Annotated in this window: 14 protein-coding genes; 4 read left to right on the forward strand and 10 right to left on the reverse strand. The window is 67.0% G+C overall.

Annotated features, from left to right (window positions below; translation table 11 throughout):
- Positions 1-111: 111 nt before the first annotated feature.
- The 5 genes from NS6_RS15405 to NS6_RS15425 form a co-directional block, all read right to left on the reverse strand.
- Positions 112-1,392, reverse strand: coding sequence for an ABC transporter permease (locus tag NS6_RS15405; RefSeq protein WP_245669368.1), 1,281 nt, complete (start codon positions 1,390-1,392; stop codon positions 112-114).
- Entirely contained in the window at positions 1,389-2,267 is an 879-nt protein-coding gene (locus tag NS6_RS15410) for an ABC transporter ATP-binding protein (protein ID WP_068042378.1), read from the reverse strand. Before NS6_RS15410 ends, NS6_RS15405 begins: the two co-directional genes overlap by 4 nt.
- Positions 2,268-2,399: 132 nt before the next feature.
- Complete coding sequence (locus tag NS6_RS15415) at positions 2,400-3,638, reverse strand: DegT/DnrJ/EryC1/StrS family aminotransferase (RefSeq protein WP_068042381.1); 1,239 nt, start codon at positions 3,636-3,638, stop codon at positions 2,400-2,402.
- Entirely contained in the window at positions 3,622-4,455 is an 834-nt protein-coding gene (locus NS6_RS15420; RefSeq protein ID WP_068042384.1) for a GNAT family N-acetyltransferase, read from the reverse strand. Before NS6_RS15420 ends, NS6_RS15415 begins: the two co-directional genes overlap by 17 nt.
- Positions 4,452-6,011: an ROK family protein gene (locus NS6_RS15425; protein WP_068042387.1), complete on the reverse strand. Its 1,560-nt coding sequence runs from the start codon at positions 6,009-6,011 to the stop codon at positions 4,452-4,454. The genes NS6_RS15420 and NS6_RS15425 overlap by 4 nt, the downstream gene beginning before the upstream one ends.
- A 346-nt stretch (positions 6,012-6,357) precedes the next feature.
- On the opposite strand from NS6_RS15425, the gene NS6_RS15430 reads away from it, so the two are divergent.
- On the forward strand, positions 6,358-7,341 hold the full coding sequence (locus NS6_RS15430; protein ID WP_168443479.1) for an ROK family protein: 984 nt from the start codon (positions 6,358-6,360) through the stop codon (positions 7,339-7,341).
- Between the two features lie 26 nt (positions 7,342-7,367).
- On the opposite strand, the gene NS6_RS15435 is transcribed toward NS6_RS15430, so the two are convergent.
- The 3 genes from NS6_RS15435 to NS6_RS15445 all read right to left on the reverse strand — a co-directional run bounded on the left by NS6_RS15435 (position 7,368) and on the right by NS6_RS15445 (position 10,968).
- Positions 7,368-8,387 (reverse strand): Gfo/Idh/MocA family protein, encoded by a 1,020-nt coding sequence (locus NS6_RS15435; protein ID WP_068042389.1) that lies wholly within the window; start codon positions 8,385-8,387, stop codon positions 7,368-7,370.
- A 301-nt stretch (positions 8,388-8,688) separates the two neighbouring features.
- Complete coding sequence (locus tag NS6_RS15440) at positions 8,689-10,095, reverse strand: MFS transporter (protein WP_210747125.1); 1,407 nt, start codon at positions 10,093-10,095, stop codon at positions 8,689-8,691.
- A 288-nt stretch (positions 10,096-10,383) separates the two neighbouring features.
- Positions 10,384-10,968 carry a TetR/AcrR family transcriptional regulator gene (locus tag NS6_RS15445; RefSeq protein ID WP_068042392.1) on the reverse strand — a complete coding sequence of 195 codons (585 nt, stop codon included), beginning with the start codon at positions 10,966-10,968 and terminating at the stop codon, positions 10,384-10,386.
- 85 nt (positions 10,969-11,053) lie between these two features.
- Here NS6_RS15445 and NS6_RS15450 point away from each other — a divergent pair, with 85 nt between their 5' ends.
- Positions 11,054-11,776: an alpha/beta fold hydrolase gene (locus NS6_RS15450; RefSeq protein WP_068042578.1), complete on the forward strand. Its 723-nt coding sequence runs from the start codon at positions 11,054-11,056 to the stop codon at positions 11,774-11,776.
- A 107-nt stretch (positions 11,777-11,883) separates the two neighbouring features.
- Here NS6_RS15450 and NS6_RS15455 read toward each other — a convergent pair whose 3' ends face one another.
- Positions 11,884-12,495 (reverse strand): TetR/AcrR family transcriptional regulator, encoded by a 612-nt coding sequence (locus NS6_RS15455; protein WP_068042394.1) that lies wholly within the window; start codon positions 12,493-12,495, stop codon positions 11,884-11,886.
- 71 nt (positions 12,496-12,566) lie between these two features.
- Between NS6_RS15455 and NS6_RS15460 the strand changes: the two genes are divergently transcribed.
- Positions 12,567-13,064 carry a hypothetical protein gene (locus NS6_RS15460; protein WP_068042396.1) on the forward strand — a complete coding sequence of 166 codons (498 nt, stop codon included), beginning with the start codon at positions 12,567-12,569 and terminating at the stop codon, positions 13,062-13,064.
- Between the two features lie 178 nt (positions 13,065-13,242).
- Positions 13,243-13,734: an RDD family protein gene (locus NS6_RS15465; protein ID WP_068042397.1), complete on the forward strand. Its 492-nt coding sequence runs from the start codon at positions 13,243-13,245 to the stop codon at positions 13,732-13,734.
- Positions 13,735-13,784: 50 nt separating this feature from the next.
- On the opposite strand, the gene NS6_RS15470 is transcribed toward NS6_RS15465, so the two are convergent.
- Positions 13,785-15,107 carry an aminotransferase class V-fold PLP-dependent enzyme gene (locus tag NS6_RS15470; protein ID WP_068042399.1) on the reverse strand — a complete coding sequence of 441 codons (1,323 nt, stop codon included), beginning with the start codon at positions 15,105-15,107 and terminating at the stop codon, positions 13,785-13,787.
- Positions 15,108-15,112 lie beyond the last annotated feature (5 nt).

Below are 15,112 nucleotides of genomic sequence, written 5' to 3' on the forward strand. Positions count from 1 at the left end.
ACCGGGCTGACCGGCGAGGCCGACCGTATGTCCATGCTGTGCGGTCCGGCAGTCGGTCCGCATCATTGCCCGCTGAGCCCGTACCGGCTGCCGAACGGTCGGTGCCGCTGGTCAGTCTTCGACGCTGAGTGCCTGGCGGTAGGTCAGGCGCCCTTGCGTCTGCATCAACGAGCGGCGATAGATGCGTTCCGCGACCACCACGATTCCGTAGGCGGTTGCCGCCATGACGGCGAGGGACACCAGCGGCTCCCACCAGGCGGCTGTGCCTTCGGCGAGGCGAGCGGGCATGGTGACGATGGAGACGATCGGTACGTAGGACGTGACGGTCTGCGCCGTGCCGGAGGCGAATATGCCGAGGAACAGCACGATCATGATCAGCATGCTCAGCGGGGTGGAGGTCGACTGCAGATCCTCGTTGCGGGTCGCGAGGGAGCCGGCGACAGCCCACAGGCTCGCCAGGGCGAGGAAGCCGACGACGAAGAACACGATGAACCAGCCGGCCGCACCGGCGATCTGGGTGATGTACTCGGTATTTCCCATCACCGCCAGCCCGGCCAGGCCCGCGCCCGCGAACAGGACGAGCTGTCCGAAAGCCATCAGGGTGTTGCCGATGATCTTGCCGATCAGCAACTGCCGCAGGGGAATCGCGCTGGCCAGGATTTCGACGATACGGTTCTGCTTTTCCTCGACGACGCTCTGCGCGATGGACATTCCGAACAGGATCGAGGCGATATAGAACAGGAACGCGAACACGAACGTCATGATCTGCGCGAACCCCGGGTCGACGGCCGAATCGTCGAGCACGTCGTAGGTTACCTGGCCGCCGCGCCCGAGCTCGTCGAGCGTGATACCGGCTGCTTCGGCGTTGCGTTGCAGCGCGAGCTGCTGCGCGGCGGTGGTCACATAGGTGTTGACCTCGTCGTTCACCGATTCCTTGCCGATGAGCCGCCACCCGCCGGGGTCGGATACGAGACCGGCGTCGGCCTCCCCGTCACGCACCTGCTGTTCGACGGCGGCGACATCGGCAACCGGGTGGGTGCTGAAGATGACGTTGCTGCCGGCGAGTTCGGCGAGACCAGCGGCCGTCTGCACGACAGGGCCCGCATCGTTCCCGGTGACCGCGATATCGACTGTTTCGGTGCGCCCGCTCATGAATCCGCTGATGGCCAGCGATGCGACGATCGCCACGATCGTGATGACCGTCGAGATCAGGAAATTGCGGTCGCGCAGCTTGACCATGACTTCACGTTCGGTGACGATCCGCCACACCCCCCGCGGCGCGATATCCGCTACGGCCTGCGGGGCCGGCTCGTTCCCGCCCTGCCCATCCGGCACGAGCGGGGGCCTTCCGTGCCCATGCTCCGCTACCGTCTCCGGGCCTGACTCGTTCATGCCGTCACCTCTCGGAAGATCTCCGCGACCGACGGCCGCACCTCGGCGAATTCCTGTACCGACCCGCGCGCCAGCGCCTCGGTGAGTACCTGATCGGTGGTCGCGCCGGTGAGCTCGAGCAACACTGCCGGCCCATTGCGTTCGACCACACCCACCCCGGCGAAATCATTCAGCCAGCCGGTATCCGTGCCCGCCCGCAGCCGGTACCGCAGCGCCCCGGCTTCTCGCAGCTGCGCCGCCGAACCCTGCGCGACGACCCGCCCGTTCGCGAGGATCACCAGCCGATCGCACAGCCGTTCCACCAGATCCAGCTGGTGCGAGGAGAACAGCACCGGCACACCCTGCCCGGCGTATTCGGCCAAGAGGTCGGCCATCGAATCGACCGCGACCGGATCCAGTCCGGAGAACGGTTCGTCCAGCACCAGCGCCGCTGGCTGTGCCACCACCGCTGCCGCGATCTGCACCCGCTGCTGGTTGCCCAGCGACAGCGACTCCAGCTTGTCCTTCCCTCGATCACCGAGCCCGAACCGCTCGAGTAATTCGGTGGTTCGCCGCCTGCCCTCGGCTGCCGAAAGTCCCCGCAACCGGGCCAGGTACACCAGCTGATCTCGTACCGGCTGTTTGGGATACAGCCCCCGCTCCTCCGGCATGTACCCGAACGAACGCCGATCGGCGACCGTGACGGGATGCCCGCCCCAGCGCACCTCGCCGCCATGGATGGCCAGCACGCCCATGATCATTCGCATGGTCGTGGTCTTACCTGCGCCGTTGCCGCCGACGAACCCGGTGAGCGCGCCCGGCTCCACCGCGAACGACACGTCGTCGACGGCTGTCTTGGTGCCGAACCGGCGTACCAGATGCGTTACCTCGAGCATCGAACCTCCCCAGTCGTAGACCCGGCCGACTCTACCCGGCTGCTGCTTTACCGGAAGGTCCCCGAATCCTGCCGCTGACCGCGGGCGATGCCGGGCCGAGCCGGCCCGCCGCCACCACGGAATCGCGGGGGATCAGATAAGTCTGCTGTCGCGGGCATCGGCCGGGATCGTATTCGCCAATCGCTGTACTTTCCGGAAGGCGGTGATCAGATCGGCTGTTTCGGCCCACTGTCCGAGAAATGCCTCATGCGCGACGACGACCCCGCCGCGGCCCGCTACCTGTTCGGCGCTCGGGCATCGTGCGTGCAGTCCGAGCCGCTTCGGATCGTGATATCGGCGCAACCCCGCCACCCACGACGGCGCGCGGTACACCACCGGATGCGGCAGGAAGACCGGCACGCCTTCCGCGGCGAGGGCCGTCACGAGTAGGTCTGTGCCGATTCCGTGGAACTCGCGGATATCCACCGACAGCGGCAGTCCGATGAAACTGCGGCGCGTGATCCGGGGATCGGGCGGTGCCATGGTGAGACCGGCCACGGCGGCGAGGGCCCGCCCGAAGGCATCCGCCTGCCGGGCCTTCCTCGCGATCTGCTCGTCGAGCCGTCCCAGTTGTACCAGCAGCACCGCGGCCTGGAACTCGGTGATGCGCTGGTTTCCGCCGAAGCCCCAGTCGGTGTCCGGTGTCCGGCGTCGCCCGCAGTTCTTCAGCGCGTACAGGCGGTCGGCGAGCCCGGAGTTCGAGGTGACTGTCAGCCCGCCTTCGCCGGCGGTTATCGATTTGGACTGCTGGAAACTGAAACAGCCGATGTGTCCGAGTGTTCCCACGGCCCGGCCGCGCCACCGGGACCCGAGGGCGTGTGCGCAGTCCTCCACCACGAACAGCCGGTGCCGCCGCGCGATATCGAGGATCCGGTCCATATCGGTGATCTGCGCATAGGTGTGTACGACGAGGATCCCGCGGGTGCGTTCGGTGAGCGCCGCTTCGACCGCGTCGGGGTCCAGGCACCAGGTGCCGGGATCGATATCGGTGAAGACCGGGATGCCCCCGTTGACGACGACGGCTCTGGCCGGTGCGGTCCAGGTGAGGGCCGGGACGATGACTTCGTCGCCCGGATGCAGATCGAGGGCCTCGAGCGCGATTTCCAGCGCCGCGGTACCGCTGGATACCGGCAGCGCATACTCGACATCGAGGTAGGCGCCGAGCGCCTGCGCCAGTTCGAGTTCCTTCGGCCCGTCGAAGGACCATTGCGCGCTGTCCACTACCTCGAGGAGCGCCCGGCGTTCCTGTTCGTCGTGTATCGGCCACGGGTAGGGCAGGTTCCGTACCGGTGGTCCGCCGTTGAGGGCGAGGACATCAATCGGTGGAGCCATGCGGATTCGCGGGCGCCGGGCTCAGCCACCGTGCGTAACGGGTGATCTCCTGAAAACCCAAGCGGGAGTAGAGAGCCTCGGCCTCCGCCGATGATTGCAGCGCGACCAGCTGTGCCCCCCGGCGGAAGCTCTCGCCGACGCATGCTGTCACCAGCCGGGAGGCGACGCCACGATGCCGGTACGCGGGGCGGGTGCCGATCCAGGCGAGGGTGGCCACCGGTCCGTTCAGATGGGTCATCGCCGCGCCGCACGGTACGCCGTCGATCACGGCGAGGTATGCGATGACCCGTGGATGCAGGAGGGTCCGTGCGGGGGTGAACAGGGATCGGGTGGCTCCGGCCGGCTGCGGGTGGTCTCGTGCGGCGAACGCGTCGGCCACGATATCGGTGAAGGTTTCGACCTGTGACCGGAATCGGACCGGGATGAGGGCCGTGCCGTTGTCCGGCGCTGTGCGCAGCGGCGTGCGCAGGATCATGCCGGCCGAACCTCGCGAGTTGTCTCGGAGTGCGAACCCATGCCTCGCCGCCGCTTCGGCCAGGTCGCCGTCGTGGTGCGCGCCCGCCCACAGCACGAATCGGCGATTCCATCGCCCGAAGAACTCCTCGGCGGCGCCGATCACTGCCTCCGGACCGGCGGTCGGGTCGGTGCGAAGTGCCGAATTATGCATGGGCCCCAGGTGATCCGTAGCGGTGGCGAGAAACAGGTGCCCGGGTGATTCGGTGAACCGGACGCCGGCGGTGGTGGTCGCGAAATGCCGCAACAGCGACCGGACGCTGTGATCCATCGCCGTGGACGCCTCGTCATCACCGGAGGTCACGGTAGGATGAAATTTCGCCGGTAGGCCGGATCCCAGAACAGCAGTGTGGCGCCCTGCCAGCCTTTTCCGAATGTCTCGAACGAGTAGCCCGCATTCTGTCCCCTCAACACGTAGCTGTTCCAGCAGTTCCAGATCTCGTTGCGGAAGCCGAGGCGGTCGAGATCTCTGACGAAGGGGCCGCCGATCACCACATGGTCGAGGTCCAGGACGTTCACCAGGTTGGCGATTCCGATCGTCAGGATTCGCGCGTATTCCTGGAGGACCGTGTCGAGATATTCGCCCAATCGCGCGTCCTCGGTGGCCATTCGCTGGATTTCACGCGGAGTTTCGGCCGACGGCTCGCCGCCCCGGCACATCTCCGCCAGCCGAACCAGGTTCTGGCTCGTAGGGGGATGCCCATACGCCGCGGCCAGCCGGTCGAACAGTTCCTTGTCGCAGGCCGCCGCGAGCCGGGCCGGGCCCAGGGCGCTGCTGAGAGATTCCCAGTGGAGGCCGGGCAGCCTGCAATCGCAGGCGACGATCTCGACCGGCTGGGCGCGCGGTCCCGGCCCGACGAGCTCGGGACCGAGATGCACTGTGGTGTGGCCGATCTCGCCTTCGGAACTATGGCTGCCGTAATAGAGCTCACCGTTGAGGATCAGACCCGCCCCGACACCTTCCAGCACGATCACACAGGCGTAGTTGCGCCAGCCACCGTGGTTCTGCGATCGATGATGCAGATCGAATCGGGCGATGGAACGGGCATCCACGTCCAGGTAGATCTTCTCGGCCAGATCTTGTTCGCTGAGGACAGGGCTTTCGGGCGTGCCGAAGTACTGCTGCATTCGTGTCCGATGCCGGTCGTAGAGGCATCGGGCCAGACCGTCGGCGACCCGCTCGTTCACCGGTAACGGTCCGACGGTGGAAACGAGGGTTTTCGATCTGATGTCGATGGCGCTCGGCGTCGTTATAGCGATACCGCTGGCGGTGATCTGCCGTCCGAGTTGCTGTTCGAGATGGGTGAGTAGTTCGAGCACGATCGATGCCAGGCCCTCGTACATCGCGCCACTGCCGTCGCTGATCTCGAGCGTTCTGGTTCTGGTTCCGACGAGTTCTTCCATGCGAACGGTGGCGAGGGGCGGGGCGTCGTCCCCATGATTGCCGACCTGCTTCAGGGCTACGGCGCCGTAGATGATGACGTTCCGCGATATTTCGATCCCGAGGACCAGTTGGCCGCCGAGAACGGTCGACGGTCCGGGCGCGGCGCTCGGATCCGGGCTCGCCCCGTCGGCCGAATCGAGTTCCGAGCGGCGCAGCGTCAGCAGCCCGGAGGCAATGGTGAGTGCGATCAGCACGAACCCGAAGGCGAAAAAGATGCCGGCGACGATGTTTCCGATACTGAATCCGGCGAGCCGGGCACTCGTGAGGGGTTGTTTCGTACCGGCAAGGAAGGCCACGGCGAAGGCCAGACAGGCGAGCAGCAGCAGGCGTACGGTCCGGATATCGAATATGCCTTCGAAGGACTCGCGGGCACTGTGGATCACCTGACCGATCCAGTCGCGATCTTCAACGGCCATGATGGCGAACCTCGATAACGGCAGATGGATGCTGCCCGTTCGATCTTACCGAGCTCGTTGGGCCGGCGGGGCGAAAGACATTGGAGTCGTGCGAATCACACACCAGTGCGGGTCGATTGTGTGCGGCTACGACGGCACTGGTGCAGACGTGCGACGGACACGCCGGAGAGTCCCGCGCAGCGCGCGAGACGCCGGGCCGGTGGTGACCGGACGCCGTGATAGTGTCTGCGCGCCATATCGCCGAACAGTCGCTCGGTCCCACACTCGATCGGGTAGTGCACCGCCGGTGAACACGGAATCTTCTCGGTGCCCGAATCGGTCGCGACGAACCACCATGGAGAAAGTCATGCGCGCTCTCGTCGAAAGCACGGTCGCACCGATGCCCTGCGCCATCGGCGTGGACGTGGGCCGTACGAAGATCGCCGCCGGGGTGGTGACCGGCGACGGCCGGGTGCTGGCTGAGCGCGTGGTCGCCGCGCCCTCCCATCTGGATCAACTCGCGGTCGTCTCGCAGGTGGCCGCGGTGGTGGAGGAACTGGCCGGCACTCATCCCGAAGCCCGCCGGCTCGGTGTGGGAACACCGGAAGTGGTGGAATGGCCGTCGGGCCGAGTGCTCGACGCCGGTGGTTCGGGGCAGAGCTTCGCGCTGCGCGATCTTCTCGAGGAGGCCGTCTCGTTGCCCACAGTGGTGGACAGTGACGCGAATATGGCGGCGTGGGCGGAGTTCCGGGCGGGCTCGGCGGTCGGCACGCGTAACGCCGTGATTGTCACGGTCGGGACCGGGGTCGGTGGGGGAATCGTGACCGACGGGCAGTTGTACCGCGGTTCCACCGGTTTCGCCGGTGAACTGGGGCATATCGTGGTGCAGCCCGAGGGGGTGCGATGCCAATGCGGCAACCGCGGCTGCCTCGAGGCACTGTCGTCCGGTACCGCGTTGACGCGCAACGGCCGCCGCGCGGCGCAGGCCGACCCGGCGGGCATGATCGCGCGCCTGGCGGGATCGGCCGAGCAGGTCACCGGGGAAACCGTCTTCGAAGCCGCTTTGCAGGGTGATCCGCAGGCAGTGGCGTTGTTCGGCGAGTTGGGTCACTGGCTCGGGATCGGGATGGCCGCCGTGGTCCTGTTCTTCGATCCGGATGTGGTGGTCGTCGGCGGCGGCCTGGCTCGTACGGGTGATCTGCTGCTCGGGCCGGCGGGCACATCGATGAATGCCCATTGCCCGGTTCGAGGGGGGCGTATGCCACGGCTCGAAGCGGCGGCACATCCGAGGTCGTCCGGCGTTCTCGGCGCGGGAATGCTGGCCCTGGATTCCTTCGCGCAGGCGCGTTAGCGTCGGCTTCGTCCGAAAACATTCGTTCACAGGGGTATACGTCGTCCGCAGTCCATGCTGGTCGCCGCCGCGTGCAGAATGTCCAAGGTGTGCAGCGCCTGCCGCTTGTCCAGCAGCGGTTCCGCCGCCGCACGGTCGCGCAGCATCTGCACCGCGCCGATACCACGCTGCCAGCGCACCATGGGCGGGGCGGACGGTAGCACCGTCCAGGCGGAATCCGCCCGCCGTCGACAGCGCACGGTGCCACGACCCTCGAACAGTGGAACATCGCAGATCAGCGTGCCGGATTCGCCGACGATCTGAAAGGCCGGCGCGGTGGTGGCCGGCCATTCGAAACTCATGGCCAAGGTGCCGATCACGCCCGACCGGAACTCGATCAACAGTACTACCGTGAGTGGCACCTCCGGCACCGGCAATCCATTCATTCCCGCGATCCGCAGGGCTTCATGGCCGGTCGAGGCATCCACGGCGGTGACCGCGACGGCCGGGCCCACCAGATGGATCATCGCCGTGACCCAGTAAGGGCCGAGATCCAGCAGGGGACCGGCTCCCGAGCGGTAGAGGAATTGCGGTCGAGGGTGCCATTGTTCGTGTCCCGACCACGCGATCTGACCGTGCAGCAGCAGCGGCCGGCCGATCATGCCGGCATCCAGAATGCGCCGCATCTGCTGCTGGGGCTCGCCGAAAAGCGTATCGGGCGCGCACATCAGGGCGACCTCACGCCGATCACTGCGCGCCACCAGCGTCCGTGCCACCTCGGGTACATGGGCGAGCGGCTTCTCCGTGTAAACGGGGACGCCCAGCTCGATCAGGGCGCTCGATACCTCGCCATGAGACACCGGGGAGGTGAGATTGATGGCCACATCCGGGCGATAGTCGGCTATTCCGCCCAGATCGGTGACGTAGCGCGAACCCCAGCGGGTTGCGAACCGTATTGCGCGCGCCCTGTCGATATCGGTGCAGGCGACGACGTGGACACCCCGGGAACGCAGTGTGCGGGCGTAGCTGTCCGCGATATGGCCCGTTCCGACGATCGCCGCTCGCATGGACCACCTTCCCGGTACTCGAACCCCGTGATTCACAGGTCCGGTAGCACGGGGTGATCCGTTGTCCAGGTGTGTGAAGTCGGTGGCAGGGAGAGGGTTCCGGTAATTCTCGAGGGTTGAGCACACCGGTCACCTGATGAACAGCGTAACGGCAACGGGGCGTGCGGATTCGGTCACTGTTCCGGCGCCCGTGATCACCCCTTGCCTGTATCAGGTCGTGCTGTCGGCTCGGACCGAGTCCGTCGCCGCAGCCCGCGAGCCCGCCGCCACGAGGTGGACGGCGGGCCCGCGTTCCTCCGGACTATTCGCGCGCTTTCGCGGTGGACGGTTCGGGCGCACGTCGGATCACCAGTGCGCCGGCGACGAGTCCGATGCCCGCCAGCAGGGTGGCGATCAGGAACGGATCGGCGGCGTGCAGAGCGGGCGCGAAACCGATTCCCACACAAACCGCTACGCCGGTGGCACCGCCGAGTTGGTCGGCCGCCCGCTGCACGCCCGAAGCAATTCCGGCGTCGTCGTCGGTCACACCACTGACCGCGATGTATTGCAGGCCCACGAGTCCGAAGCACATACCGGCGGCGATCAGCACCATCGCCGGGATCAGCCACGGTGCTCCGGCGCTCAGGGTGGCGACCAGGGCGATCGAGGCCATTGCGCAGGCCGCGAAACCGAGCCCGGCCAGCACGCAGGCCCGCGCCCCCCACCTGCCGAGCAGCGGGGGCACGAGAACGGAGAACGCGATCAGCGAGACCGCGAGCGGCAGCATCGTGAGTCCGGCGCCCAGCGGCCCGAAACCCAAGTGGTCCTGCAGATAGAACGTGAACAGCAGGAACGAGGTCGACAGCGCTGCGCTGAGCAGCATCGTGGTCAGGTTCGCCGTGACCCGGGTGCGGTCGGCGAAGAAACTCAGCGGCAGCAGCGGGTTCGGTGAGCGTGCTTCCACACGCACGAATCCGATACCGGCCAGCACCGCCCCTGCCAGTGCGGCCACGGGCACCCAGTAGGACACTGCGGGTTCACCGGCCTCGACCACGCCGGAGGTGAACAGCAATGGGCATGCAATCAGCAACAGTGCCCCCGCAATGTCGAGCGAACCGGATTCGCGTGTCACCGGCCGATCGCGCTCGACGAGCACGATAGCTGCCACGACCACGATGAACGGCACCGAGATCAAGAAGATCCATCGCCAGCCCAGGTGGGCGGTGATCACTCCCGACAGGACGAAGCCGAGCACCAGCCCGCAGCTCGCCACCGCCGCCCATACGCTCAGGGCCCGTGACCTGCTCGGTCCTTCGGGAAACAGCAACACGATGGTGGCCATCGCGGCCGGTAGGGCGATGGCCTCACCGGCACCCTGCAGGAGACGCGCGAGGACCAGCAGACCGTAGGACGGGGCCACCCCCGCCAGCAGCGATGCCGCACCGAACAGGGTGGTGCCGGCCAGCAGCACGCGGCGCCGCCCCAGCAGATCACCCAATCGCCCACCGAGCATCAGCATCCCGCCACCGGCGATGGTGTAGGCCACCACCACCCAGGTCAGGGAGTGGTCGTCGACGCCGAAGTCCGCGCCGATCGAGGGTAGGGCGATATTGACCACGGTCACGTCGACCGCGATGAAGAATTGCAGCATCGACATCGCGCCCAGCACAAGCCACGAGCGCGCGGTGGACGGGCTGTGCCCGCGTGAAGAGAGAATGCCTGACAACATCAGGTGCTCCGTTGCTCAGAGAAGTATCTGAGCAGCACGAAAGTGCCGCTCCGGACTGATCACGAAGCGGCTGGACGTCCCAGGAGGAAGGTCTGTGAGTAGAACGCCCCGCCGCTAGCGGGACGTCCTGGTGACTGCCGCGCAGGCGGCGGAAGAGGAACTGCTGGACATGGCGCGGACTCTATCAGCCCGGGTTCGCCACCTCGGGACCACCAGCGCGCTCGGACCCGCCGGCCGGTGAGTATCGGTGAGCAGACCGGGCAAACTCACGACGCCTGTTCGCACCGGTCAATGCGCTGCGGCGCCGTCCAGTACGAGGTCGACGGCCGCGCAAAGATCTTCGTCGCGCAGCTCCTCGGCGCGCAGGAACAGGCGGAACCAGATGGCTCCCGCAAGCATGTCCATGATGGACCGGGGATCGGCGTGTTCCGGGAGTTCGCCGCGGTCGACGGCCCGGCGGAAGATCGGGTGTTCCCGTTCGGCGCGGTCGGCGAAGAAGGTCCGGCCGACCGCCACGAGTGCAGGGCGGCGTGGCCCGGCTGCCAGGACCGCGGCTGCGATGGGAGCAGTGGCGGGATCGGTGAGCAGTGTGTGGATGTGGCGGCTCGTCTGAACGAGATCGCCGCGGAGGCTGCCGGTATCGGGCACCTCGAACGCGAGCAGGTCCGAGTCGGTCAGGGCGGCGGCCAGTACTTCGTCCTTGGATTTCCACCAGCGGTAGAGCGTGGTCTTGTTGACTCCGGCGCGCGCGGCGACTGCCTCCATGGTCAGGCCGTCGTAGCCGCTGTCGGCGAGGAGTTCGAGGGTGGCGGTGAAGATCGAGTCGGCGCGCCGCGGCCGGCCGCTCGTGATCTTGTCGGACTCGGCATCCATGAGGCGAGAGTACAACACAACGTTGCGTTGCCTTCCGGTCGGGGCTAAGTTTGCAACACAACGTTGCGTAGTGTTCGGAGGTTTCATGACTCTGCCCGTAGTACTGGTGCACGGCATCCGGCTGAGCGGCCGCTGCTGGGCCGGCACGATCGACGACATAGCGGCCGAACGCCCGGTAACCGCCGTCGACCTCCCGGGACACGGTCCGCGCCGCGGCGAGCCTTTCACGATGACTGCGGCCGTCGCCGCCGTAGGTGCGGCCGTCGAGCAGGCCGGCGGCCGCGCCCTTCTGGTCGGCCATTCACTCGGTGGATACGTCGGCATCGCCGCGGCGGCCGAACTCGGCGAGCAGGTAGCGGGTCTGGTCGTCACCGGATCCACCGCCGTGCCGGACAAGGCATCGATGGTTCCTTTCCGCCTGGCCCACCGCTTCCTGTCGACCCGGGCCGACGGCGGCGAGCGGCTCAGCAACCGGGTGTTCGAGACTGTGCTGGCGCCTCGGATCGCCCACGCCATCGGGCAGGGCGGGATAGCCACCGAGGTCATTCCCGACGTACTGCACGCGCTCGGCCACTTCGATCCGCTCGCCGAACTCGGCCGGTATCGCGGCCCGGTGTGGCTGATCAACGGCAGTCGCGATCATTTCCGCGCCCACGAGCACCGATTCGCCGCGGCCACGCCCCGGACCCGCCTGCTCGTGGTGCCACGGACCGGTCACTATCTGCCACTCGCAGAACCCCAGCGGTTCGCCCGGCTGGTTCGCGATATCGCCGACAGCTGCGATACCCGGCCCGGTCGATCGCTGTGAACACGGGTATCGAATGAGCTGTCCGGGCAACCTGTCCGCTCCACCCCTCCGCCGGGTTGAATCTGTAGCTCATCATCTCGAGCGGTTCGGCCGGCGGGGCTGCGATATCAAGGGATGGCGTCGATGCCTCGCCCCCGACTCATGTCGAACAGTGCGGCCGCGGCGTGCTCGGCGAGGTCGGCCGCGTGGTCGGGGATCTGCTGCCCGGCATTCAGATATCGCTTGACCATGGCGTAGGGCAGGTCGACCACCGCGAGTAGTACCCGGTCTGCCGCGTCGGGAGCGGTGTCGCCAACGGTCTCGGTGAGCGCGGTCAGCGCGTCGTGCAGTGCGGCGTTGGCCCGAGCGGTATCTGCGCGGGCCTGCTCGCTCCAGTTCTGCTCGTCGAGTTCCTTTGCTCCGGCGAGTAGCACGCACGCTTCGCGAGGATGGTGCCGAGCCCACTCGAGGCTGGTACGGGCACTGCGGCGGATCGCTTCTTGCGGTTCGTCGAGGCCCAGCACGGGAAGCAGTTCGTTGTGGAATCGCTGTAGCGCACGTGTCCACAGCGCGGCAAGCAAAGCGGGGCGATCCGGGAAACGGTGATAGACCGACCCGCTCGGTGCCCCGGCGGCTCTGGCGACTCCCGCCATGGTGACAGCCGCCGGTCCGCCGCCGGCGAGGAGTTCGGCGGCGGCGTCCAGAAGCCGGTCGGCGTCGTGCCTCGGTGATCTTCCCATGTAGTGGAGAGTATGCTCTAATTCTTTTTAGAGGTAGCTCTCTATTATCGTCCCAAACAAGGAGCTCGATCGTGGCCGTTGTCAATATTCACCGACGTCACCTGCCCGTACCGGAGAGTGAGGTAGGTGCACTGGTGGACACCCTCGCCCGTGCGGACGACGAACTCTGGCCCGCACATTGCTGGCCGGCCATGCGGTTCGACCGCCCGCTCGGCGTAGGCGCGGCCGGCGGGCACGGCCCCATCCGCTACACGGTGGAGCACTACGTCCCCGGCCGCTGGGTGCGGTTTCGCTTCACCGGCCCCCGCGGCTTCGCCGGTTTCCACGAATTCACCGTCTACCCCACTGCTGACGGCACCGATCTGGTTCACCTGCTCGCCATGAACGTTCGCGGCCGGGCCCGATTCACCTGGCCGCTGGCCTATCGGTGGATGCACGACGCATGCCTGGAGGATTGCCTCGAACGCGCGGAACACACTCTCACCGGCTCCGTCGCCGGCTCTGTCGGCTGGACCGGCCCTGTCCGGTTGCTGCGTAGGATCGCCGAACGCATTCTCGACCGGAGGTGAACCCCGCGAGGGTCAGGACCGCTCGAACCATTGTCCGGGTCGAACCTGTGGCTCGACCCGGACACGAAACGGTTTCGGCAGCACCTCCCGCACCTGCACGTATGTCATCCTTGAGAGTCGACATGCACTGAGTAACACCTGACAGGCAAACCGGCCGCAGCGTTCGCCAGGAGGCGTGATGACTACAGGTGGCTTCGACCCGACGTACGGCCAGTCCGGCCCCATGCACGGCCGGACGGCCGGGATCGCACCAGGAGGTCTCGGAAAGCGGGCGGTCGCCCGATTCGTCGACTGGATCATCGCCGGCATCATCGGCGCCGTCTTCTTCTGGCTGCTGGGCGTGGTCGCGGACCTGCCCGACTGGGTGTCGGTGCTCCCGGGCGCGGCCTTCGGCTGGCTGTACTTCATTGCCTTCGAAGTCTCCTCGGGTTCGACTCCCGGGAAGAAGCTGGTCGGGTTGCACGTCAACGGGTCGGACGGGGCGCCGAATCCCAGCCTCAAGGATTCGGCTGTCCGCAACGCGTACATGCTGCTGAACCTGATCCCGTGGATCGGTGGTCTGCTCTGGTTCGTCGCGGCGATCGCCATCGCCTTCACGATCAGCTCCAGTCCGACGAAACAGGGCTGGCACGACCGTGCCGCCGGTGGCACCCAGGTCATCGACGAATAACCACCGGGTCGGTTCTGTACGCAACGAGTGGACGGATCACGGGGCCGGCTTCAGGATGGCGTGCAGGGCGCCACGCCGGTCACGGATCCGGGCGCGAGCCGCTCCCGCGTCTCCGGTACCGGGCCCCACTGCCCGTCCTGCCGGTGGTAATTCCAGCCGGTACCCCGGTCGACCAGTGCCGCGATAGCGGTTATCAGCCGTTCGACGTCGTCGGCGCGGGTGCCCAGGCCGATGCTGGCGCGCAGTGCACCGTCGACACCGAGGCGGTTCAGCAATGGGTGCGCACAGAATCGCCCGTCTCGCACGCCGATGCCGTACTCGGCCGAGAGGTATGCGGCGACGTGGCCCGGTTCGACGCCGTCGACGGTGAACGCCACGATCCCGACAGTGTCGGTGCTGTCGGGCCAGATGCGCAGGAACCGTACTCCCGGAGTGCTTTCCAAGCCGTCTCGGAGCCGTGCGGTGAGATACCGCTCGTGTTCGGTGGCATCGGCCTCGTTCAGTGATCCGAGGGTGTCGCACGCGGCGGCCAGTGCGGCCACACCCAGGACGTTCGGCGAACCGGCCTCGTGCCGCTGCGGGGCCGGCGCCCATTCGACGTCGGTGGTTGTCACCTCGCGGACCGCACCGCCTCCGGCGAGATAGGGGTCGGCGGTATCGAGCCAGTCCCGGCGGCCGACCAGCACACCGGCCCCGAACGGGGCATACAGTTTGTGTCCGGACAACGCGAGATAGTCGATTCCGCAGGCGCGCAAATCGATCCGTCGATGTGGGGCCAGTTGGGCCGCATCGACCGCGATACGGGTGCCGAAACGATGGGCGAGTGCGGCCAGCCGGTCCAGCGGGAGGATCTCTCCGGTGACGTTCGATGCGCCGGTAACAGACAGCAGCGCAGCGGGTTTCGTGGCGAGTTCGTGCACGACCCGGTCAACGGTCTCCTCGATCGTATCCGCGGCCGGCACCACCCGGCGACCGTTGCGCCGCCACGGCAAGAAGTTGGCGTGATGTTCGATATCGAGCACCACGGTGTCACCCGGGACGCAGGCTGCCAGCAGATTCAGGGCATCTGTCGTGTTGCGGGTGAATACGACCACCTGGTCGTCGGCGCAGTTCAAGAAACGCGCCACCGACCCTCGAGCGGATTCGTAGCAGTCGGTCGAGATTCGTGAGGCGTATCCGGCGCCGCGGTGCACGCTGGCGTAATACGGCAGCAGCTCGGCCAGCCGATCGGTGACCTCGGTCAGTGCGGGAGCACTGGCGGCGTAGTCGAAATTCGCGTAGGTACGAGTTCCGCCCTGCACCAGGGGAACTCGCAGATCACGACCGGAAACGGCGGTCACGGCAGCACTGTGGTTATCGATGGCGACGGTCATCGGAA

It is taken from the genome of Nocardia speluncae NBRC 108251 (genome assembly GCF_001613245.1).
Taxonomy (GTDB): domain Bacteria; phylum Actinomycetota; class Actinomycetes; order Mycobacteriales; family Mycobacteriaceae; genus Nocardia; species Nocardia speluncae.

Bases quoted from the DNA above. Each gene is read 5' to 3' on its own strand.
- NS6_RS15440 (WP_210747125.1), bottom strand. From the start codon at position 10,095: ATGTTGTCAGGCATTCTCTCTTCACGCGGGCACAGCCCGTCCACCGCG.
- NS6_RS15410 (WP_068042378.1), bottom strand. From the start codon at position 2,267: ATGCTCGAGGTAACGCATCTGGTACGCCGGTTCGGCACCAAGACAGCC.
- NS6_RS15405 (WP_245669368.1), bottom strand. From the start codon at position 1,392: ATGAACGAGTCAGGCCCGGAGACGGTAGCGGAGCATGGGCACGGAAGG.
- NS6_RS15445 (WP_068042392.1), bottom strand. From the start codon at position 10,968: ATGGATGCCGAGTCCGACAAGATCACGAGCGGCCGGCCGCGGCGCGCC.
- NS6_RS15470 (WP_068042399.1), bottom strand. From the start codon at position 15,107: ATGACCGTCGCCATCGATAACCACAGTGCTGCCGTGACCGCCGTTTCC.
- NS6_RS15450 (WP_068042578.1), top strand. From the start codon at position 11,054: ATGACTCTGCCCGTAGTACTGGTGCACGGCATCCGGCTGAGCGGCCGC.
- NS6_RS15425 (WP_068042387.1), bottom strand. From the start codon at position 6,011: ATGGCCGTTGAAGATCGCGACTGGATCGGTCAGGTGATCCACAGTGCC.
- NS6_RS15430 (WP_168443479.1), top strand. From the start codon at position 6,358: ATGCGCGCTCTCGTCGAAAGCACGGTCGCACCGATGCCCTGCGCCATC.
- NS6_RS15465 (WP_068042397.1), top strand. From the start codon at position 13,243: ATGACTACAGGTGGCTTCGACCCGACGTACGGCCAGTCCGGCCCCATG.
- NS6_RS15415 (WP_068042381.1), bottom strand. From the start codon at position 3,638: ATGGCTCCACCGATTGATGTCCTCGCCCTCAACGGCGGACCACCGGTA.
- NS6_RS15455 (WP_068042394.1), bottom strand. From the start codon at position 12,495: ATGGGAAGATCACCGAGGCACGACGCCGACCGGCTTCTGGACGCCGCC.
- NS6_RS15435 (WP_068042389.1), bottom strand. From the start codon at position 8,387: ATGCGAGCGGCGATCGTCGGAACGGGCCATATCGCGGACAGCTACGCC.